This is a genomic window from Nocardioides sp. Root682 (assembly GCF_001427795.1).
GTDB lineage: Bacteria > Actinomycetota > Actinomycetes > Propionibacteriales > Nocardioidaceae > Nocardioides.
Genome location: NZ_LMHJ01000002.1, coordinates 78,853 through 97,998 on the forward strand (window position 1 = coordinate 78,853; position 19,146 = coordinate 97,998).

Annotated in this window: 21 protein-coding genes, 1 tRNA gene and 1 other RNA gene; 14 read left to right on the top strand and 9 right to left on the bottom strand. The window is 70.3% G+C overall.

Annotated elements, in window-relative coordinates:
* Positions 1-30 precede the first annotated feature (30 nt).
* Positions 31-540 carry an SGNH/GDSL hydrolase family protein gene (locus ASD84_RS12715; protein ID WP_056711123.1) on the top strand — a complete coding sequence of 170 codons (510 nt, stop codon included), beginning with the start codon at positions 31-33 and terminating at the stop codon, positions 538-540.
* A gap of 22 nt (positions 541-562) precedes the next feature.
* Here the strand turns inward: ASD84_RS12715 and ASD84_RS12720 are convergent.
* The 3 genes from ASD84_RS12720 to rnpB form a co-directional block, all read right to left on the bottom strand.
* A tRNA-Gly gene (locus ASD84_RS12720) sits at positions 563-636 on the bottom strand.
* Between the two features lie 39 nt (positions 637-675).
* On the bottom strand, positions 676-2,409 hold the full coding sequence (locus tag ASD84_RS12725; protein ID WP_056711125.1) for a helicase: 1,734 nt from the start codon (positions 2,407-2,409) through the stop codon (positions 676-678).
* 82 nt (positions 2,410-2,491) lie between these two features.
* Positions 2,492-2,865, bottom strand: an RNA gene (rnpB, locus tag ASD84_RS15310) — RNase P RNA component class A.
* A 116-nt stretch (positions 2,866-2,981) separates the two neighbouring features.
* Between rnpB and ASD84_RS12730 the strand changes: the two genes are divergently transcribed.
* On the top strand, positions 2,982-3,413 hold the full coding sequence (locus ASD84_RS12730; RefSeq protein ID WP_082573451.1) for a tetratricopeptide repeat protein: 432 nt from the start codon (positions 2,982-2,984) through the stop codon (positions 3,411-3,413).
* 19 nt (positions 3,414-3,432) lie between these two features.
* Here the strand turns inward: ASD84_RS12730 and ASD84_RS12735 are convergent, their stop codons facing one another.
* The 4 genes from ASD84_RS12735 to ASD84_RS12750 all read right to left on the bottom strand — a co-directional run bounded on the left by ASD84_RS12735 (position 3,433) and on the right by ASD84_RS12750 (position 7,120).
* Positions 3,433-3,714 (bottom strand): excalibur calcium-binding domain-containing protein, encoded by a 282-nt coding sequence (locus ASD84_RS12735; protein WP_056711127.1) that lies wholly within the window; start codon positions 3,712-3,714, stop codon positions 3,433-3,435.
* Positions 3,715-3,783: 69 nt separating this feature from the next.
* Positions 3,784-4,629 (bottom strand): transglutaminase family protein, encoded by an 846-nt coding sequence (locus ASD84_RS12740; RefSeq protein ID WP_056914052.1) that lies wholly within the window; start codon positions 4,627-4,629, stop codon positions 3,784-3,786.
* Entirely contained in the window at positions 4,626-5,579 is a 954-nt protein-coding gene (locus ASD84_RS12745; RefSeq protein WP_056711131.1) for an alpha-E domain-containing protein, read from the bottom strand. The genes ASD84_RS12740 and ASD84_RS12745 overlap by 4 nt, the downstream gene beginning before the upstream one ends.
* Complete coding sequence (locus ASD84_RS12750; RefSeq protein WP_082573453.1) at positions 5,579-7,120, bottom strand: circularly permuted type 2 ATP-grasp protein; 1,542 nt, start codon at positions 7,118-7,120, stop codon at positions 5,579-5,581. The genes ASD84_RS12745 and ASD84_RS12750 overlap by 1 nt, the downstream gene beginning before the upstream one ends.
* A 78-nt stretch (positions 7,121-7,198) precedes the next feature.
* On the opposite strand from ASD84_RS12750, the gene ASD84_RS12755 reads away from it, so the two are divergent.
* The 3 genes from ASD84_RS12755 to ASD84_RS12765 are packed head-to-tail and all read left to right on the top strand — an operon-like array spanning position 7,199 to position 8,382.
* Complete coding sequence (locus ASD84_RS12755; protein WP_056711135.1) at positions 7,199-7,381, top strand: hypothetical protein; 183 nt, start codon at positions 7,199-7,201, stop codon at positions 7,379-7,381.
* 14 nt (positions 7,382-7,395) lie between these two features.
* On the top strand, positions 7,396-7,707 hold the full coding sequence (locus ASD84_RS12760) for a hypothetical protein (protein ID WP_056711137.1): 312 nt from the start codon (positions 7,396-7,398) through the stop codon (positions 7,705-7,707).
* A gap of 27 nt (positions 7,708-7,734) precedes the next feature.
* Complete coding sequence (locus ASD84_RS12765) at positions 7,735-8,382, top strand: TetR/AcrR family transcriptional regulator (protein ID WP_056711141.1); 648 nt, start codon at positions 7,735-7,737, stop codon at positions 8,380-8,382.
* On the opposite strand, the gene ASD84_RS12770 is transcribed toward ASD84_RS12765, so the two are convergent.
* The gene (locus ASD84_RS12770; protein WP_056711143.1) at positions 8,363-10,162 is read right to left on the bottom strand and encodes a sensor histidine kinase; all 1,800 of its coding nucleotides are present in this window, start codon (positions 10,160-10,162) and stop codon (positions 8,363-8,365) included. The genes ASD84_RS12765 and ASD84_RS12770 overlap by 20 nt on opposite strands.
* Positions 10,159-10,803 (bottom strand): response regulator transcription factor, encoded by a 645-nt coding sequence (locus ASD84_RS12775; protein WP_056711145.1) that lies wholly within the window; start codon positions 10,801-10,803, stop codon positions 10,159-10,161. The genes ASD84_RS12770 and ASD84_RS12775 overlap by 4 nt, the downstream gene beginning before the upstream one ends.
* A 152-nt stretch (positions 10,804-10,955) precedes the next feature.
* On the opposite strand from ASD84_RS12775, the gene ASD84_RS12780 reads away from it, so the two are divergent.
* From ASD84_RS12780 to ASD84_RS26100, 9 genes are all read left to right on the top strand, one after another.
* Entirely contained in the window at positions 10,956-11,342 is a 387-nt protein-coding gene (locus ASD84_RS12780; protein WP_056711147.1) for a hypothetical protein, read from the top strand.
* Positions 11,339-11,632: a hypothetical protein gene (locus ASD84_RS12785; protein ID WP_056711149.1), complete on the top strand. Its 294-nt coding sequence runs from the start codon at positions 11,339-11,341 to the stop codon at positions 11,630-11,632. Before ASD84_RS12780 ends, ASD84_RS12785 begins: the two co-directional genes overlap by 4 nt.
* A 95-nt stretch (positions 11,633-11,727) precedes the next feature.
* A complete protein-coding gene (locus tag ASD84_RS12790; RefSeq protein ID WP_056711151.1) occupies positions 11,728-12,294 on the top strand; it encodes an HhH-GPD-type base excision DNA repair protein in 567 nt (188 codons plus the stop codon).
* Between the two features lie 52 nt (positions 12,295-12,346).
* Positions 12,347-13,009, top strand: a complete 663-nt coding sequence (locus ASD84_RS12795; RefSeq protein ID WP_056711153.1) for a TetR/AcrR family transcriptional regulator — start codon at positions 12,347-12,349, stop codon at positions 13,007-13,009.
* Positions 13,006-13,815 carry an alpha/beta fold hydrolase gene (locus tag ASD84_RS12800; protein WP_056711155.1) on the top strand — a complete coding sequence of 270 codons (810 nt, stop codon included), beginning with the start codon at positions 13,006-13,008 and terminating at the stop codon, positions 13,813-13,815. The genes ASD84_RS12795 and ASD84_RS12800 overlap by 4 nt, the downstream gene beginning before the upstream one ends.
* On the top strand, positions 13,815-15,272 hold the full coding sequence (locus ASD84_RS12805) for a flavin-containing monooxygenase (RefSeq protein ID WP_200954557.1): 1,458 nt from the start codon (positions 13,815-13,817) through the stop codon (positions 15,270-15,272). The genes ASD84_RS12800 and ASD84_RS12805 overlap by 1 nt, the downstream gene beginning before the upstream one ends.
* Positions 15,272-16,942, top strand: a complete 1,671-nt coding sequence (locus ASD84_RS12810; RefSeq protein ID WP_056711157.1) for a GMC oxidoreductase — start codon at positions 15,272-15,274, stop codon at positions 16,940-16,942. The genes ASD84_RS12805 and ASD84_RS12810 overlap by 1 nt, the downstream gene beginning before the upstream one ends.
* Complete coding sequence (locus ASD84_RS12815) at positions 16,939-17,478, top strand: DUF4334 domain-containing protein (protein ID WP_056711159.1); 540 nt, start codon at positions 16,939-16,941, stop codon at positions 17,476-17,478. Before ASD84_RS12810 ends, ASD84_RS12815 begins: the two co-directional genes overlap by 4 nt.
* A 52-nt stretch (positions 17,479-17,530) precedes the next feature.
* Entirely contained in the window at positions 17,531-19,135 is a 1,605-nt protein-coding gene (locus tag ASD84_RS26100; RefSeq protein WP_056711161.1) for a helix-turn-helix domain-containing protein, read from the top strand.
* Positions 19,136-19,146 lie beyond the last annotated feature (11 nt).

Consider the following 19,146-nt stretch of genomic DNA (forward strand, 5'->3'; position numbering starts at 1 on the left):
AAACTGCTCCAAACAGACGAAGGAGCGGGGATGTCCGTATTGCTTCTGGGCGACAGTCATCTCGCGCGGTTCCGGGCGTACGACCGTCTCATCGGCCGCAATTGCACCGTGCGCGCGGTGGGCGGAGCAGTTGCGTCCGACCTGCTCGATCAGCTGGGAGATCTCGACCCGGGCACGTTCGACGTGATCGCCGTTTCGGTGGGCAGCAATGACTGTTGTCGCTCCACGCCGAACGAGCTGCCCGCGTTCCTCAGCTCGATCCAGGCACTGGTCGAGCGGGTCGCTCCCACCCCGGTCCTGATGGTCGCCAGCCCCGGCGTCGACGCGAGGGCGACGGACCACGACGACGACAAGATGCGCCACTTTGCGACGCAGGCGAGCGCGCTCGTGCGTTCGAGGGGCGGCCGCGCCCTCGACACCAGGAAGGTGATTGCGCCTCTGGGACGACGGGGTCGCGCAGCGGACGGACTTCACATCAGCAAGGTCGCGCATCTCCTCCTTGTTCCAGCCCTGAGGGTCGGAATCAGGAGGACGAGCTGACGAGCCGCTGACTCTCTGCCTGTGGAGCGGACGCGAGGATTTGAACCTCGACCCCTTCCCTGGAAGGGAAGCGTGCTGCGACTACACCACGTCCGCGAAGCCAGACTCTTTCGAGGCTGACCGGTTCGTAGTATGTCAGGCGCCGTCCTCGGTCAGCGTCGTGGTCGGCAGCCAGTCGGCTCCGAGGAGCTGGGCGAGGTCGGCCAGGCCAGTGGTGTCGCTGCCCACCGTGTCGGAGGCCGCGGCGATCCGCTCCACCATCACCTTGCCGACCTGCTCCTCGACGGTGCCCTCGGCGTACGCGATGTGCCACGGCGAGACCTGGTGGTCACGGTGGGTGCGTCCGGTCACCTGCCGTCCCGCGATGCCCGAGAAGCGGGCCTGGTGGAAGACGCCGACGCGGGGCTCGGTGCTCGCCTGTCGGCCGTCGGCGAGGGTCTCGCCGGCGTGCAGGCTGATCGAGGCGACCGTGGTGAAGACGCAGACCTTCGCCTGCCCGGTCTGGAACCGCAGCCGCTCGGCCTCGGGATCGAACCGGTCGCGGCCATAGATCGTGGCCACCTCGATGCCGGAGTCGCGGAGTCGGTCGGTGATCGGGTCGGCGGCTGTCCCCACGAACTCGACCGAGCACGCCACCTGTCGCTCGGCCTGGACCTGCTGGGCGATCCAGGCAACCGTCGAGTCGACGCGGATCAGCCCGGCCTTCTGCCGGAAGCGAAGCAGCGCGGCGCGGCCCTTCGCGACGTTCCGGCCGTGCCGGGCGATGTCCATCTCACGACAGAACTCTCCCCACTGGGCCTCGTACGCCGTCCGCTCGGCCGGCGTCAGCGCCACCGGCATGCCGGAGATCGGCACCGGCCCCCATGGAGCCGCGCGGTGCAGCATCGCCGGGGGCCGCTCCTCATCGAGCCAGCTGCGCACCAGCTTCAGGTCTGCGGCGCGTCGCGCCGGATCGGTGGTCCAGGTCGCGCCGTAGCGTCCGTGCTCCACCGCGACGCCGTGGCGTTCGAGCGCCGTGGCGAACAGGGCACCGGGTTGCGTCGCCGAGGTCCACTCCTTCATCGACTCGCCGAGCACCTGCGCATAGGCCGGAGCCAGGTACGGCAGCTCGAGCGGGGTGTGTCCGGGCGTCGCCGTCGTCGCGATGACGAACGGTGCCTTGTCGTGCGGCTTCCCGTGACCGGAGATCCGCGCCCAGAGCTTCCACCGCTTCGTCGTCGTACGGCGCAGCGCGTGGGCCTCGTCCGCGATGATCACGTCCCACGTGTGGTCCGTGACCTTGTCCAGCCGGTCCCACGTGATCACCACCCATTCCAGACCGCCATGCCCCAGTGCCGTGATCGTGCGGCACCAGTGGCCGATCGTGATCGCGGCGGGCCGGTCGGCGATGACGAGCACGCGTCGCGCACCGCGGAGGTCGCCCACCGCCGTCGCTCCGAGGACTGCCGCGATCGTCTTGCCCACGCCGGGCTCGTCGGCCAGCAGGAACTGCCGTCCGCCCGCCGCGGCGCGCGCCGCGATCGCATCGGCTGCCTCGAACTGGATCCTCCGCGGCTCGAGCTCCTCGGTCGCCTCGGGGCCGGGCGTCGGGCTCTCGGGATTCAGGTTGTTCTCGATGAACCGACCGAGCGTGTACGGGCCCGGCGAGTACGGCGCGAGGTGTGCGGGCAACGCGCGCCCGACGTACAGGTGGGTCTTGACGGCTGAGTGCCAGGTGGCGCCATCGACCTGGGTCCCGTAGGGGACGTCGAGCACCCACAGCCGCTCGCCCGGACCGGCGGCTGGCAGCGGCCGCTGTGGCTGTCGTGACCCGCCCCGGCGCGGGGACGCGCTGCGTCGACGAGCGCTGGATCGGCGGGAACTGGCCACCCGCGGACGCTATCGGGGTGGTCGGCCCGAACAGGGGCGGCTCGCCTGCGAAGGGAAAAGATCCCGCACATGCGGGGTTTGGTGGACGGGCTGGTCTGTAAGCCGGGTTCTGTGACTCTTTCGAGCCGGCGACCATCCATCTACGGCTGCCGTTGCCGACAGCCTCCAGCAACCTACCCGCACGCTCGGGCGAGCAGCCCTCGAACGCGTGCTGTCTGGTCTTGCTCCGGGTGGGGTTTGCCTAGCTGCCCCGGTCACCCGAGGCACTGGTGGGCTCTTGCCCCACCGTTTCACCCTTACCGCTGCTCCGGAGAGCGGCGGCGGTCTGTTTTCTGTGGCACTTTCCCGCGGGTCACCCCGGGTGGGTGTTACCCACCACCCTGCTCTGTGGAGCCCGGACTTTCCTCGGGACCTGTCGCCTCACGGCGGAGATCACGCGGTCGCCCGACCAGCCCGTCCGTTGGTCACCCTAGTGGTGCGGGGGCGTTCCGAGGGTTTCGAGGCGCGCTTCGCTCGCACCTCAACCACCGGCCCCGGGGAACAACCGCATCCCGCGGACGGTTGGTACGGCCATGAGCGAGATCCGTCTTCAGGCGCCCGTGATGGCCCCTATTGATGGGTGGAGGCCGGGCGCGACCCGCGAGCACGCGTCGGCGTACCGGACTGCTCACGACCTGCTCAGCCGCAACGCACCGCGTGAGGCGCTCGAGGTGCTCGAACCGGCTCTGGTCGAGGAGCCTGCCAACCGCGGGCTGCGGTCGCTCCGGGCGTGGGCGTTCTTCCAGAGCGCGCACCTCGCGAAGGCCACCGCCGAGCTCACGACGCTCGTGGAGGAGGACCCGACGGACACCTGGTCACGGCACACCCTCGGGCGTTCGCTCGAGCGCCAGTCGAAGTACGACGAAGCGCTTCCGCACCTGCGGCTGGCTGCGGTGATGACGGGCGACCCCGAGCACGAGTACGACGTCCTGCGTGTCGAGCGGAGCGCGGGACGGGTCGGCTGAGGTCCAGCCTCGGGCCCGGTCAGCGCTCGCAGGCGGTGCCGTCGCGGTCGCGATCGAGGCGCTTGTAGTTCGCCCAGTAGACCTTCTTGGCGCGTGTGGTCGTGGACGGGCGCCCGTATCCGGCTCGCACCTGGCGGGCGGCAGCGGTCGCGCTCTTCGCCACCCCGTGGGGGTAGACCTTGGCGAGCTTGGTGCAGCTGGAGTAGTAGGTGCCGGCCGCATCGGCTGCGGGGGCAAGCGCCACGGTCACGGGCATGGAGAGGGCGACAGCGGCCAGGGCTGCAGCGAAGCGTCGGTTCATGCCGACGACATTAGAGAGGATTCACCAAAGCAACCGGCGAATGCCGGAACCCGGGCCTTTCGTCCCGGGTCAGCTGATCCGGGTGACCTCGACGAGCACGTCGAGCTTGGCCGTCTTCGCGCCCGAGTAGATCCCGCGCAGTGGCGGGACGTCGGTGTAGTCACGGCCGTGGCCGATGGCGACGTACCGGTTTCCGGGCGCTGCGTTGGTGCCCGGGTCGAAGCCCTGCCAGCCGTCGTCCCACCACTCGACCCAGGCGTGCGAGTCACCGGCGACGGTCTCGCCGATGACCGGGTCCTCGACGGGGTGGACGTAGCCGGAGACGTAGCGCGCGGGGATGCCGAGCGTGCGCAGGGCGCCGATGGTCAGGTGGACCATGTCCTGGATGACGCCGGCACGCTGCTGCCACGCCTCCGCGGCGGGTGATTCGACGTCGGTGGAGCCCGGCAGGAAGTCGATCTGCTCGTGCACCAGGCGGCAGACCTCGAGGGCGGCGAAGCCCGGCATCGCGGACGCGGCGCCGATCGCCGCGACCTGCTGGGCGAAGTCGTCCGGCGGTGCGACGAGGTCGTTGAGGACGAGGAACTCCGTCCAGCGGTCGCTCACCTCGCGTTCGGAGTACGACGACCAGGGGGTCGTGGCGACGGGGGAGCCGGTGCGGTTCACCTGCACCGTCGAGGTCGCCGTCACCGTCATGACGTCGTGGGGGTCGACCACCTCGAACGCCGTCACCTGGCAGCCGAAGTAGTCGGTGGACGTGGAGGTCCACGGCTTCGGGGTCACCTCGAGCCGGTTGTGCACGACGATCTGCTCGGGCGTGGTCACCGGTGTCATCCGGGCCTGGTTGTAGGACGCGGCGGCCCGGCCGTCGTACTCGTACTTCGAGGTGTGCACGATCCGTAGTTGCATGCTCATACTCCGACTCCCTTCCAGGCCACGGCTTCGGCGCCGGCGAAGTAGCGGTGGCTGATCGCGTCGGTGGCCGCGGCACAGGTGCGTTGCAGCCGCTCCATCTCGTCGGGTACGTCGGCGATCAGGTCCGCCAGCGAGCGGTACTCCAGCTCCGCGCGGATCCGGCCGATCAACCGGTGCGCCTCGTCCTGGAAGCCGGCGCGGTGCGGGTCGCCACCGATGTTGTCCAGCGCGTGCTCGGCGCGGTTGAGCGCGAACACCACCGACCGCGGGAACAGCCGGTCCAGCAACAGGAACTCCGCTGCAGCCCGGTCGGTCTCGATCCCGCGATAGGTGCGCAGGAACGCGTCGTACGCCCCCGACGCGCGCAGCGCGGACGTCCACCGGTCGGCGGCGCTCGACAGCGCCGTGGTGGCCACCAGGCGGGAGGTCATGTCGGCGCGCTCGATGCTGCGCCCGAGCATGATGAACTGCCAGCTCTCGTCGCGGGTCATGGTGGCGTCGGCAGTACCGGTGATCAGTGCCGCGCGTTCGCGCACCCACTGGAAGACGTACGGCGGCCGGAGGGTCTCGAAGTGCCCCGAGGGGATCGGGCGCCAGGTGGTGTTGATGACCTCCCACAGCGGCACGGTCAGCGTCTCGCGTGCACCGCGGGCGGACTCGCGCGCCGAGGACAGGATGGCCGCGATCGAGTTGGGGCACTGCGGGTCGTAGGCGAGCAGCCGCAGCACCTGCTCGATGGTCACCGGGCCGCGGACGTCGACCCCGAACTCGGCCGCGATGTCCGCCTCGACGCCCATGCAGGCCAGCAGGTCGCGGCAGGTCTGGGTCTCGTCGACCGATCCGTCCTCGAGCAGCAGCTGGGACTGCACGTCGAGGATCCGGGCGGTGTCGTCGGCCCGCTCGATGTAGCGGCCGATCCAGAAGAGCGACTCGGCGATCCGGCTCAGCATCACTCCACCCCCTGCGACTGGGACTGTGACTGCACGTGACCCTGTGCCTGGGACTGCGTCTGCGTCGGGGTCTCCGTCGGAGGAGCGGACTGCGCCTGCTCGGCGCTCGTCGGACCCGCCAGCACCCAGGTGTCCTTGGTGCCGCCGCCGCGCGAGGAGTTCACGATCAGCTCGCCCTTGCCGAGCGCCACCCGGGTGAGCCCGCCGGGCAGCACCCACACGCGGTTCCCGTCGTTGACCGCGAACGGTCGCAGGTCGACGTGGCGCGGACCGAGCTCGCCGTCGACGAAGGTCGGCACGGTCGACAGCTGCACCACCGGCTGGGCGATCCACGCGCGGGGATCCTCGATCACCTTGGCGCGCAGCTCGTCGAGCTCGGCGCGCGTCGCGCGCGGCCCGATCACGATGCCCTTGCCACCGGACCCGTCGACGGGCTTCACGACCAGCTCGTCGATCCGGTCGAGCACCTCCTCGCGAGCCGCGGCGTCACCGCAGCGCCAGGTGTCGACGTTGCGGATCACCGGCTCCTCGCGCAGATAGTAGCGAATGATGTCGGGCATGTAGGTGTAGACGAGTTTGTCGTCCGCGACCCCGTTGCCGACCGCGTTGGCCAGCGTCACGTTGCCGGCACGGGCCGCGTCGATCAGGCCGGGACAGCCGAGCATCGAGTCGGCGCGGAAGTGCACCGGGTCGAGGAACTCGTCGTCGATGCGGCGATAGATGACGTGCACCGGGGCCAGCCCCTTGGTGGTGCGCATCATCACCTCGCCGCGCTTGCAGACCAGGTCGCGCCCCTCGACCAGCTCGACGCCCATCGTCCGTGCCAGCAGGGTGTGCTCGAAGTAGGCGCCGTTGTAGACGCCCGGAGTCAGTACGACGACCGTCGGGTCCGCCACGCCCGCTGGTGCCGCAGCGCGCAGTGCGGCGAGCAGCCGCTGCGGATAGCTGGCGACCGGCCGGATCCGGTGCTGCGTGATGGTCTCGGGCAGCGCGGCGGAGATCGCGCGCCGACTGGTCATCACGTACGACACGCCCGACGGCACCCGTACGTTGTCCTCGAGCACCCGGAACTCGCCGAGGTTGTCGCGGATCAGGTCGATCCCCGCGACGTGCACCCGCACCCCGTTGGCCGGGCGGACGCCCGCCGCCTGCCGGTGGAAGTGGGAGCTGGTCGTGATCACGGCCCGCGGGATCACTCCGTCGTCGAAGACGTTGCCGGCGTCGTACACGTCAGCAAGGAGCATCTCGAGCGCCTGGACCCGTTGCTGCAGGCCCTTCTCGATCACCGACCACGTGTCCATCTCGATCACGCGCGGCAGGATGTCGAGCGGCATGGCGCGCTCTTCGCCGCCGATGTCGAAGGTGATGCCCTGGTCGAGATAGCTGGCCTGCAGCGCCTCGACGCGGCTGATCAGCTCGGGCGTGCTCATCTTGTCGAGCGAGTCGCGCATCCGGAGGTACGGCGGGCGCAGTTGGGCGCCGTCGAACATCTCGTCGTAGGCCGGTCCGTTGGTTCCGTACCCCTCGAACATCGTGCTCATCCTCGGACCTTACTCACGTTCGGTAACACGGATGTTGCAGGACATGACCCCATCGTCACCGCGCGGTAGTTTTTCTCCATGGCGTACTGGTTCTGCCTCACCCACCACACCGTCGAAGGCACCGAAGGGTGCCCCAACAAGGATCGGCTCGGACCGTACGACACGGAGGCCGAGGCATCGCGTGCGCTCGAGAAGGCCGCCGAGCGCACGGAGGCCTGGGACGAGGACCCGGTCTGGAACGACGACGTCGAGCCCGAGTGAAGGTCGGTCAGTAGGTGCCGTACTCCCGTCGCCGCCGGATCCGTCCGGTGGTCATCGACCCTGCCACGGGCAGGCAGATCTCGTCAGGCCCGTTCATCGGCCTGGGTCTGGTCGTCTCCGCGGGCTTCCTCTACGGCGTGGCCTTCTGGCTGGTCCCGGTCTGGGTCGCTGTCGTCCTGTTGCTGACCTGGCTGGTGATGCTCCTGTCCTGCTTCGCGTGGTGGACGCCGGTCCCGCAGCGGCTGGTCCCCCTCGGTGTGTTCGCCTTCGTCTGGTGGTTCGTGGCCGTGGCCGCGGCTGGGGTGTTCCTCGACTGGAAGGCCTGACGCAAGGGCACGCCCTAGGCTCAGGTCGTGAGTTCTCGTCCCCGTTCGACCGACGACCACGGACCCCGACGGCGCCTGGCGCCGGAGGCTCGCCGTGCCCAGCTCCTCGCCGTCGCCGAGGACGTGTTCGCGCGTCTCGGCGTCCAGGGGACGGCCGTCGACGACATCGCCGCGGCAGCGGGCGTGACTCGAACCCTGATCTACAAGTACTTCGCCGACAAGGACGAGATCTACCTCGAGTGCGTCCGGGCTGCCCGGGAGGTGCTCGACAACGCGGTGGTCGCGGCCGCGGGGGAGTACGACGCCGCCGAGGACCAGCTGCGTGCCGGCTTCCGGGCCTACTTCACGTTCGTCCGCGACGGTGGTTCCAAGTGGGACGTGCTCTTCGGCGGTGGAGCTGCCGCATCGGGATCGGTCGCCGACCTGTCCGCGGCGTTCCGCTACCAGACCGTCGAGGTGATCGCCGCCCTCGTCCGCTCGGCAGCCCCGGGCCTCGCCGAGGACTCAGCCGTGGCCTATGCGCACGCGATCTCGGGTGCCGCCGAGCAGACCGCGAAGTGGTGGCGACGCCACGCGGACACGACGATCGACGTCGTGGTCGAGCAGCTGATGGACGTGCTGTGGCCCGGCCTGGCATCGATCGTGGCCCGGCAGGTCAGCGACCCGGCAGATTGAGCAGGTTGAGGGGCAGCACCGCGCGGACGAAGCCCCCGTCTCCCGTCGGCCCGGCCTCCAGCGTCCCGCCGAGCTCCGCGGCGCGCTCACGCATCGATGAGACTCCGACCCCGGTCACCCACGCGGCGTCGGATCGCCCGGAGTCCTGCACTTCGAGCAGCAATGCGTCACCGACCAGGGAGAGCGCCGCGCGGGCCACGTCCGAGCCACTGTGCCGGGCAGCGTTGGTCAGTCCTTCGACCAGGATCCGGTACGCCGCCACCTCGACGGCCGCGGTGAGCGGCGGAATCGCGGCGTCGATCGTCACGCTGAACGCCCGGCCGTCCGCCGTACGCAAGGAGCCTGCTTGCTGGATCAGTGCCGGCACCAGTCCGAGCTCGTCGAGCGCCGGCGGGCGCATGGCGTAGGCGAGGCGCCGGATCTCCCCGATGGCGTTGACCGTTTCCGCGCGCAGGGTGCGCAGCAGCTCCTCGGCCGCATCGGGGTCGTGGCGCATCGAGTTCCGCACGGCGTCGGAGGTGAAGGCGATGCCGGACAGACGCGGGCCGAGGCCGTCGTGGAGGTCGCGACGGAGGCGGCGGCGCTCCTCCTCGATGGCGGTGATGGTCTGCTCCCGCGACTCCTGGAGATCCTCGGCGAGTGCGAGCGCGCGCAGCGTCTGGGCGAGCAGCGGGGTGGCCAGCCGGAGCACCCGGGTGTCGTCGGCCGTCAGGCCCAGGTCGCCGGCGCGCAACCCGAGCACGAGCTCGCCGACGTGATCCGCTCCCAGGGGGAGGGGCAGCGCGCGGGTGTGGGGGACGGCGGCGCCCGAGCTGGCGATCGTCCTGCCGTCGACGCGGAGCTCGGCATGAGGCAGCACCAGTGCTTCCCGAATCGCTTGCAGGGCCAGCTCCGGGTCGTCGCCGATGTTCGCGGCGACGTGGCTCGCGGCGCCCAGGGGGTCCGGACGGGTGCCGAAGAGGAGCTCGTCGATGACACCGCGCATCGCGACCTGGAACGGGTGGAAGGTGATCGCGGCGAGCGCTGCCAGGAACGCCATCGTCCCCACCGACGGCACCCGGTCGCCGAGCACCTCGAGCGCTCCCTGCGCGGTGGCGTAGATCGCCATGTAGAGGACGACCGCCGTCAGGAGCACGACGCCGCGCACGACCAGGCCGCGCACGTCCACGATCTCGGGACGGCGCAGCCCGACGTACAGGGCAGGGCCGATCAGGCCGAACAGCGCGTAGCAGGTTGCGAAGGCCACCTGGAGGCGGTCGCCGGGTTCGCCGGCACCGTCGTTGGTGAATGCGACGACGAAGAGGCTGACGACACCGACGCCGACGCTGAGCGTCATCCACACCAGTGCGCGTCGTTCGTCCCCCTCGGCTCGCTCCACCTTCCACCAGGTGTGCAGGACGAGGACGCACACCACCACGATCCCCGCTGCGAGGAGGAAGTCGGCGCGCGCGCCTGATCCGGACACCGCTGGTCCTGCGACCGCGACCACGCCGGCGCCGCTGACGACGACGAGGGCCGCGACGTCGACCGGATGGTGCAGCTCGACTCGTGGGTAGCACGTCAGAGCCAGCGGCAGGAGGAGGACGGCGCCCGTCGTCAGCAGCGCGACCTGCGTGTCGCCGTTGGCGAGAGCCAGGGCGCCAGCCAGGAACATCGCGCCGCCGAGGAACAGGCACGCACCGCTGGCTCGCGCCCGGCGAAGCCAGATCAGCGCGAGTCCGCTGACGCAGCAGCTGGCAGCCAGGACCACGATGCCGATGACCTCGGCGTCGCTGATCACGTTCCGAGGCCCCCTTCGCGGGCTCGGGTGATCGCTGATGCCCGATCCGAGACCTGGAGCTTGGCGAAGATGCCGGTCAGCTGGTTGCTGACCGTCTTGGGAGACAGGTACAGCTCCTGAGCGATCGCCCCCGTACGTCGTCCCGACGCGAGCAGGGCCAGGATCTGCCGTTCGCGGTCGGTGAGCTCGGGGAACGGCGAGGAGGTCGGAGCGGGCGGTGCTGCGCTGAAGTGCGCCAGGACTCGTGCCGCCACGCCGGGGCCGAAGATGGCCTGCCCGGCGACGACGGCGCGGAGCGCGCCCACGATCTCGTCCTGTTCGGCGCCCTTGAGCAGGTAGCCCTGGGCGCCGGCCTGCATCGCAGTGAACACGGTGGCGTCGTCGTGGTACATCGTGAGGATCAGCACCGCGGTCTCCGGCACGCTCTGCCGGATCTGCCGGGTGGCCTCGATGCCGTCGAAACCCGGCATCCGCACGTCCATCAGGACCACGTCCGGCCGGAGCAGCTGCACCTCGCGAACGGTGGCCTGTCCGTCGGCTGCCTCGCCGACGACCTCGAGGCCATCGATCGTCGCGAGAAGAGCTCGCAGGCCGCTGCGCACGACCGGGTGGTCGTCGGCGATCACGATCCGCAGCGTCATGTGCTCATCATGACCGTGGTTCGGTCCGGTTGACCCGGGAAATCATTCCCGTGGGGCGGGAGGGTGCGGGAACATGATCGGGAACCGCTGCCGCCCCGCGGGAAGGGTGGCGCGCTCAAGGTGGAGGCCTCATCCCCTCCCAAGGAGTCATCATGGACATCACCACCCGACAGAAGTGGGGCTACGGCCTCGCCGGACTGATGAGCGTTGCCGCGATCCCGAGCGTGCTCTTCCCTGCCCCCGACGGGGACCCCGGGCCCCCGCTCTTCATCCTCGCCATCGGAACGGTGCTGGGTGTGATCGGCCTCGTTGCGGTGGTCCTGGCCTGGCGCGGCAATGCTCGCGCCGCCCGGATCGCCGCCGGGGCCGTCGTGCTCAACACTGCCACCGGGCTGCCCGCCTTGTTCGTGGAAGGCATCCCGGCCGGCATCCGGATCATGGTCGGGGTCAGCATCTTGTTGACCGTCCTCACCGTGTACCTGATGTTCGCGCCCGCCCATCGGTCGGCGACGGTCGCGACGGCCGGGACCGCGTCATGATCGCCGTCGTCACGTTGCTGGTCGCGTTCCCGGTCGGCTACTTCCTCAAGTCCCACCTCGCTGCCAACGTCGCGTACTCCATCGCGTACCTGTGGGCCTTCAGCTACCAGAACCTCTATCTGATGCCTGACTTCCTGAAGGACTGGCGCGACGACGCGGGAGTCTCCGACGAGTTCCCGTGGGACTACGGACTGGTCACGCTGGCCATCTTCCTGGTCGGGTTCGGGCTGGTGGCGGCAGGCCGGTGGGTTCGCCTTCGCCGGGGCGTCGGGGTGCCCTCTCCAGCCTGAGCGGCCTGGCGGGTGGGCCGGACACAGCTGGTCCGCCGCAGCCCGCGACCCGGAGCGCTCCACCCCGTTCACCGCACGCAGGGAATGATGAGGCCATGGCCATCCACATCACCGACAACCCGGACGCCGACGAGCTGCTGTCGACAAACCCCTTCGCCCTGCTGGTCGGGATGATGCTGGACCAGCAGTACCCGATGGAGCACGCCTTCGCCGGCCCGCAGAAGGTCGTCAGCCGGTTCGGCCCGTTCGACCCGGCAGCGATCGCGGCCGCCGACCCCGAGGAGTTCGCGGCGCTCTGCTCGACGACCCCGGCGATCCACCGGTTCCCCGGTTCGATGGCCGCGCGGCTGCAGGAGCTGGCCCGCATCGTGGTCGAGGAGTACGACGGCGACGCCTCCCGCATCTGGACGGAGGCCACCGACGGCAAGGACCTGGCCAAGCGGATCCAGGCACTGCCCGGCTTCGGGGCGCAGAAGGTCAAGATCTTCGTCGCGCTGGTGGCCAAGCAGCTCGACGTACGCCCGACCGGGTGGGAGAAGGCGGCGGGGGACTACGCGCTCGACGGCTTCCGGTCCGTGGCCGACGTCGTGGACCCGGTGTCGCTGCAGAAGGTGCGCGACCACAAGAAGGAAGTCAAAGCCGCCGCCAAGGCCGCGAAGTAAAAACAGGAATCACCTGCTTCCGGGAATCGCTTGATTCCTGTATGTTCGGCGCATGTCCACTGCGACGACCCCGACCGATGCCGAGACGGACGCCCCTGCGGGGCGCCTCTGGCAGGGCCAGACACCCGACGCCCGCGAGGCGGACCGCCGGCACCGACTGGTCGAGGCGGGCATCGAGCTGCTGGGCACCCAGGGTGTCGCGGCGCTGACGATGCGTGCCGCGTGCCGCGAGGCTGCCGTCGGTCCGCGCTACTTCTACGAGCTGTTCGCCACTCGCGAGGAGCTCCTGGAAGCGGTCTACGACGAGACCGTCGACCGGATCCGTGAGCCGATCCTCGCGGCCGTCACCGCGGCCGCGGAGGGCGAGGACCTGACGGGCGCCATCCGTACCGGTTTCGACACCGCCGTCGCCCTCTTCGAGCAGGACCCGCGGCTCGGCCGCATCCTGTTCCGCGAGTCGGCGGCCGACAACACCCTGCGTCCGCGATCACAGGCGGCCATGCCGGAGTTCGTGCTGACCGTGGTGGCGCAGGTCTTCCCGGAGCGCGCCGATGAGCTGCGCGGCGCGGGCGGCTGGACCCTGATCGGCTTCTCCGCCGCGATCTTCTCGTTGTTCCTCGCCTGGAGCGAGGGCGTGCGCCACACCTCGCGCGAGGAGTTCGTCGACCACTGCTCGGCGCTCGCCGTCGACGCGCTCGGGCTGGACCTGCGATGACGACGATCTCCCACGACCGGCGCGGCTCCGGCAGCCCGATCGTGCTGGTGCACGGCATCGGCAGCCGCTGGCAGTGCTTCGAGCCCGTCCTCGACCGCCTGTCCGAGGAGCACGAGACGATCGCGATCGACCTGCCCGGCTTCGGTGCCTCGCCGCTCGTCGACGGAGTCCGTCCCGGACCGACCGGGTACGCCGACTGGCTGGCCGGGTGGCTCGCCGACAACGGCATCGACCGTCCCCACCTGGTCGGCAGCTCCATGGGCGGCGGTGTCGCCCTCGAGCTCGGCCGCCGAGGTGTTGCCTCGGGTGTGACAGCGTTCGCCCCGGTCGGCTTCTGGGGCCAGCCCGGCCTGCGCTGGACCCAGGCCATGCTCACCGGCATGCGCTCCGCCGGCAAGGTCGCCGGCCCCGCACTGGGGCGGCTGGTCGACCACCGGGCGGGCCGGATCGCCCTGCTGAGTGGATTCTTCGGTCACCCGAGCCGCGTGGATCCCGATGTGGCCCGGGCCGACCTGGCAGGGCTCGCGGCCGGCGTCGCGTTCCCCGCCGCCCGCAAGGACTTCGGCCGCTACCTGCTCGGTCCCGACGACGACCCGGGCTCGCTGCCCGACATCCCGGTCACCGTCGCGTGGGGCACCCGTGACGTCGTACTCATCCATCGCACGCAGAGCGCTCGTGCCCGTGCCGCCTTGCCGTTCGCCCGCCACGTCGACCTCCCCGGCTGCGGCCACCTGCCGTTCAACGACGACCCCGCCACCTGCGCCCGGCTTGTCCTCGCCGACGCGGCACAACGCAAGGAAGCCTGATGTCCAAGATGATCCCGTCTGTTGCCGTCATCGGCACCGGATTCGGTGGCCTGGCCGCCGTGATCGAGCTGAAGAAGCAGGGCTTCGACGACATCGTCGTGCTCGAGAAGGCCGACGACGTCGGGGGAGTGTGGCGCGAGAACACCTATCCGGGTGCGGCCTGTGACGTCCCGTCGCCGTTCTACTCCTACTCCTTCGAGCCCAACCCGCGTTGGCCGCACCGGTTCTCCCGGCAGCCCGCGATCCTCGACTACATCCGCCACGTCGCCGACAAGTACGACGTCCGCCGCCACATCCGGTTCGGGACCGAGGTGACCGGCGCAGCGTTCGACCAGGACTCGGGGAAGTGGACGGTCGAGCTGAGCACCGGTGAGGCCGTCGTGGTCGATGTGCTCGTCTCCGCGGTCGGCCAGCTGTCGCGACCCTCGATCCCGGACATCGCCGGCGCCGACTCGTTCGCCGGCGAGAGCTTCCACTCCGCCGAGTGGGACCACGAGGTCGACATGACGGGCAAGCGGGTCGCGGTGATCGGCACCGGCGCCAGTGCGGTCCAGTTCGTCCCGGAGCTCCAGAAGCAGGTCGGGCACCTGGCGCTGTTCCAGCGCACCGGACCGCACATCCTCCCGCGCCCGGACCGGGAGTTCAGCGAGCGGCACCACCGGGTGTTCGAGAAGCTGCCCGTCACCGAGCGTGCCGAGCGGCTGACCTGGTACGGCGCCGTCGAGGCCCTCAGCATCGCGTGGGTCTACTCCCGCCCACTCGCCGCGGTGCTCAAGGCGAGGTCGAAGCGCCACATGCGCCAGCAGACCAAGGCGAAGGCCGGCTTGTTCGAGAAGGTGTGGCCGGACTACACGATGGGCTGCAAGCGCGTCCTGTTCTCCGACAACTACCTGCCTGCCCTCGCGCAGCCGAACGTCGACGTCGTCACCGAGCCGATCACTGCGATCACGCCCAACGCCGTCGTGACCGCCGACGGCCGTGAGCACGAGGTCGACGCCATCGTGTGGGGGACCGGCTTCAAGGCGACCGAGTTCCTCGCGCCGATGTCGATCAAGGGCGACGACGGCCGCGACCTGCACGACGTGTGGGCCGGCAGCGGGGCGCGTGCCTACTACGGCATGACCGTCCCGCACTTCCCGAACCTGTTCATCATGTACGGCCCCAACACCAACACCGGTGGCGGCTCGATCATCTACTTCCTCGAGGCGCAGGCGGCCTACCTCGGCAACTACGTCGCCCACCTGGCGAAGGTGGCGCGTCCTCTCGCCCTGCGGCCCGAGGTCGAGCAGCAGTACGACGAGCGCATCCAGGCGCAGCTCAAGGACAGCGTCTGGACCCAGTGCTCGTCCTGGTACCGCACCGCGAGCGGACGCATCACGACGAACTGGCCCCGGCTCGGGATCCAGTACAAGGCGCAGGCGAAGTTCGACCCTGCTGACTACGAGGCGGTTTCCTGATGAGCAGTGGCACCAAGTGGGACTACGACGTCCTCGTCGTCGGCTCCGGTTTCGGCGGCAGCGTGACGGCCCTGCGCCTGACCGAGAAGGGCTACCGGGTCGGTGTGCTCGAGGCCGGCCGACGCTGGAACGCCGAGGACTTCCCGAAGTCCAACTGGAACCTGCGCAAGTCGATCTGGGCGCCGCGGCTCGGGCTGACCGGCCCGCAGCGGATCAGCGTCCTCGGCAAGTGCCTGGTCTTCAGCGGCTCCGGCGTCGGCGGTGGGTCACTCATCTACGGCAACACGCTCTACGAGCCGTTGCCCGCGTTCTACGACGACAAGGCCTGGGCCCACATCACTGACTGGCACGACGAGCTGGCGCCGTACTACGACCAGGCCAAGCGGATGCTCGGCGTCGTGGAGAACCCCCGCACCGGCCCCAAGGACGACCTGCTGCTGCAGGTCGCACGGGACCGCGGCGTGGCCGACACGTTCCACAGGACGCAGGTCGGCGTCTTCTTCAACGAGGGCAACGAGGGCCAGGAGGTCGAGGACCCCTACTTCGGTGGCGCCGGTCCGCGCCGGGCTGGTTGCATCCACTGCTCGGAGTGCTTCACGGGCTGCAAGCACAACGCGAAGAACACCACGGGCAAGAACTACCTCTACCTCGCCGAGCAGAACGGTGCCGAGGTCCACGCGCTCACGACCGTGACGTCGGTCCGCAAGGACGGCGACGGATATGTCGTCGAGACGGAGCGGTCCAACGGCAGGCTGCGCAAGGGCCGGCGTACCTTCACCGCCCAGCAGGTCGTCTTCGCGGCGGCCGCCCTCGGCACCCAGAAGCTGCTCCACAAGCTGCGCGACGACGGCACCCTGCCCGAGCTGTCCCCGCGCCTGGGCGAGCTGACCCGCAGCAACTCCGAGGCGATCATCGGCGTGCAGAGCAGGAGCCGTGACGACTTCGCCCAGGGCGTCGCCATCACCTCCTCGATACACCCCGAGCCGCAGACCCACGTCGAGGTCTGCACCTACGGCAAGGGCCAGAACTCGATGTTCGCGCAGACCGTGCCGATGGTCGACGGTGGCGCGTTCCGCTTCATGAGGTTCCTGCTGAGCGCCGTCCTGCACCCGCTCGTCATGCTGCGGTCGCTGGACCTGCGGCGCGCGTCCGAGCGGTCCGTGATCCTGTTGGTGATGCAGTCGGTCGACAACTCGCTCACCTCGTTCCTCAAGGGTGGCCAGCTCAAGACGAAGCAGGGGACCGGCGAGCCGAACCCCGACTGGATCCCCCTGGCCCACGAGATCGCTCGCGAGTACGCCGCCGCGGCCGACGCCGATCCCGGCAACGTCGCCACCGACATCTTCAACATCCCGGCCACGGCGCACTACATCGGCGGTTGCACCATCGGCGTCTCGCGGGAGACCGGCGTGATCGACCCCTACCAGCGCGTCTACGGCTACCCCGGCCTGCACATCGCCGACGGCAGTGCGATCACCGCGAACCTGGGGGTGAACCCCTCGCTCACGATCACGGCCCAGGCCGAGCGGGCGATGGCGTTCTGGCCCAACAAGGGTGAGCAGGACGCACGGCCCGACCTGGGGGCGTCGTACCAGCGCATTGCCGCGGTGACCCCGAAGGCGCCCGCCGTTCCCGCCACCGCCCCCGGCGCGCTGCGCCTGCCCGCATGAACGCCGTCGCGGAGCTCGCCGTGCTCGAGCAGGGGACGGACCCGGAGACGGCGCTCGCCTTCTTCGACGCGCTGCCCGCCGTGACGTGTGCAGAGCTCACTGGCCGTTACCGCGGCCGGGAGCTGCGGACCGGTCACCCGATGGACGGGTTGCTCGAGGCATCGGGCTGGTACGGCAAGCAGTTCGACGACGTCGACCACGTCCATCCGCTGCTCTTCCGGAACCGGGGAGGCGAGATCTTCGCCGTCGAGCCCCGCAAGATGCCCCTCGGTGTCGCGCCCCGGATCCCGGCGGCCGTGGTCGATCGCTCCCAGGGCGCCGTCGGCGCGCTCAAGGCCGCCCTGCAGACGAAGAAGCACCGGGCGCGGCTCCGGGCCGTCGAGTACCGCGGCGTCGTCAGCGCCGGCATGGTCTACGACCACCTGCCGATCATCGACGTCTTCCGCCGGGTGGACGCCGACACGTTGCTCGGCGTGATGGACCTGCGCGGCTCCGCGCCGTACGTCTTCGTGCTGCAGCGCGACGAGGTCCAGTAGGGCTGGTCCCCGCACCCTTTTCCGGTCACACTCTCGGAAAAGGGGGAAGCCCGTGTCCAGCATCGCGCTCGCCGAGGAGCTTCGCCAGCGTCGGGACTGGCAAGCGGCGTACGACGCCTATGCCGCGCTGCCCGACCGCACCGGTGCGGTGATCGAGGGCCGGGCGGAGTCCGCCTGGTGGCTGGGGCTGATGGGGGAATCGATCCGGCTCTACGCCGAGGCCCACCGGCTGCACGTCGAGCTCGGTGACGGCGAGGCGGCGGTCCGGACCGCCGTGCTGCTCTCGATCCACACGCGGCTCGTGGGTGAGCCGGCCCAGAGTGCCGGGTGGGTGAGCCGGGCAAACCGGCTGCTGGAGGACCTGCCGGAGTCCGCTGCCCACGGGTACCCGCTCTACCTCGGCACCGCCGGGCTCACCGGGTCCGACCTCGATGCGGCGTACGCCAGCGCCAAGCGCCTCCAGGACCTCGGCACCAGGTACGACGACGCGACCCTGGTCGCGCTGGGCGTGTTCTTCGAGGGCCGGATCCGGATCAAGCAGGCGCGGGTGGCCGAAGGACTGGCACTGCTCGACGAGGCGATGCTGGCGGCGCTCTCCGACGAGCTCAGTCCGTTGTGGACGGGCGCCATCTACTGCGGACTGATGGACGCCTGCAACGAGCTGCGCGACCTGCGCCGCGCCACGGAATGGACCGAGGCGACGCGGCGCTGGACCGAACCGCTCCCGCTGGCGTCGCTGTTCCCGGGTGTCTGCCGGGTGCATCGCGCTCAGGTGCTGCAGAGCAAGGGCGACTGGGCCGGGGCCGAGGCCGAAGCGCTGGGGGCGTGCGAGGACATGGTCGGGATCGACGTCTTCGCGGTCGCGGACGCCTACTACGAGGTCGGCGAGGTACGCCGGGTCCGGGGCGATCTGGCCGGCGCGGAGCAGGCCTACCGCCAAGCCCACGACCACGGCCGCGACCCCCAGCCGGGGATCGCGCTGCTCCGCCTCGCCGAGGGACGGTGCGCGGACGCCGTCGCCTCCGTCGCGGCAGCCATCGCCGGGTCGGGCGGGAGTCGCCTCGAGCGCGCGCCCCTGTACGCCGCCCAGGCCGAGATCGCGCTCGCGCACGGCGACCTCGAGCTCGCCGAGCGGTCGGCAGCCGAGGTGGGCCAGACCGCAGCCCTGTTCGAGAGCGCAGGGCTCGCGGCCGAGGGTCATCGTTGCACCGGCGCGGTCCAGCTCGCGGGCGGGCGGGTGATGGAAGCCCTCGCCTCGTTGCGGATGGCGTTCAACGAGTGGACCCGGCTCGAGGTGCCGTACGAGGCGGCGCGCACGAGGATGCTGCTCGCCCGGGCCTACGCGGCGTGCGGGGACGTCGACGCAGCCGATCGCGAGGATGCGGCCGCGCGGGCCTGCTTCGAGCGTCTCGGTGTGCTGGCACCCGAGACGAGGGGTACGGCGCCGGCCGGCCTGACGGCGCGGGAGGTCGAGGTGATCAGGCTGCTCGCCTCGGGCAAGAGCAACCGGGAGATCTCCGAGGTGCTCGTGCTCAGCCCCAAGACGGTGGCGCGCCACCTGTCGAACATCTTCGCCAAGACGGGCAGCGCCACGCGCACGGCCGCGACGGCGTACGCCTATGACAACGGGTTGATGGGTCGAACGACCCATCCCTGAGCTCCCGAAGA

Excerpts from the sequence above, each read along its gene's own strand:
- ASD84_RS12745 (WP_056711131.1), bottom strand. The coding sequence starts at position 5,579 with ATGCTGAGCCGGATCGCCGAGTCGCTCTTCTGGATCGGCCGCTACATC.
- ASD84_RS12800 (WP_056711155.1), top strand. The coding sequence starts at position 13,006 with ATGACGACGATCTCCCACGACCGGCGCGGCTCCGGCAGCCCGATCGTG.
- ASD84_RS12775 (WP_056711145.1), bottom strand. The coding sequence starts at position 10,803 with ATGACGCTGCGGATCGTGATCGCCGACGACCACCCGGTCGTGCGCAGC.
- ASD84_RS12815 (WP_056711159.1), top strand. The coding sequence starts at position 16,939 with ATGAACGCCGTCGCGGAGCTCGCCGTGCTCGAGCAGGGGACGGACCCG.
- ASD84_RS12755 (WP_056711135.1), top strand. The coding sequence starts at position 7,199 with ATGGCGTACTGGTTCTGCCTCACCCACCACACCGTCGAAGGCACCGAA.
- ASD84_RS12790 (WP_056711151.1), top strand. The coding sequence starts at position 11,728 with ATGGCCATCCACATCACCGACAACCCGGACGCCGACGAGCTGCTGTCG.
- ASD84_RS12810 (WP_056711157.1), top strand. The coding sequence starts at position 15,272 with ATGAGCAGTGGCACCAAGTGGGACTACGACGTCCTCGTCGTCGGCTCC.
- ASD84_RS12740 (WP_056914052.1), bottom strand. The coding sequence starts at position 4,629 with ATGAGCATGCAACTACGGATCGTGCACACCTCGAAGTACGAGTACGAC.
- ASD84_RS12785 (WP_056711149.1), top strand. The coding sequence starts at position 11,339 with ATGATCGCCGTCGTCACGTTGCTGGTCGCGTTCCCGGTCGGCTACTTC.
- ASD84_RS12805 (WP_200954557.1), top strand. The coding sequence starts at position 13,815 with ATGTCCAAGATGATCCCGTCTGTTGCCGTCATCGGCACCGGATTCGGT.
- ASD84_RS12780 (WP_056711147.1), top strand. The coding sequence starts at position 10,956 with ATGGACATCACCACCCGACAGAAGTGGGGCTACGGCCTCGCCGGACTG.
- ASD84_RS12795 (WP_056711153.1), top strand. The coding sequence starts at position 12,347 with ATGTCCACTGCGACGACCCCGACCGATGCCGAGACGGACGCCCCTGCG.
- ASD84_RS12735 (WP_056711127.1), bottom strand. The coding sequence starts at position 3,714 with ATGAACCGACGCTTCGCTGCAGCCCTGGCCGCTGTCGCCCTCTCCATG.
- ASD84_RS12750 (WP_082573453.1), bottom strand. The coding sequence starts at position 7,120 with ATGAGCACGATGTTCGAGGGGTACGGAACCAACGGACCGGCCTACGAC.
- ASD84_RS12730 (WP_082573451.1), top strand. The coding sequence starts at position 2,982 with ATGAGCGAGATCCGTCTTCAGGCGCCCGTGATGGCCCCTATTGATGGG.
- ASD84_RS12715 (WP_056711123.1), top strand. The coding sequence starts at position 31 with ATGTCCGTATTGCTTCTGGGCGACAGTCATCTCGCGCGGTTCCGGGCG.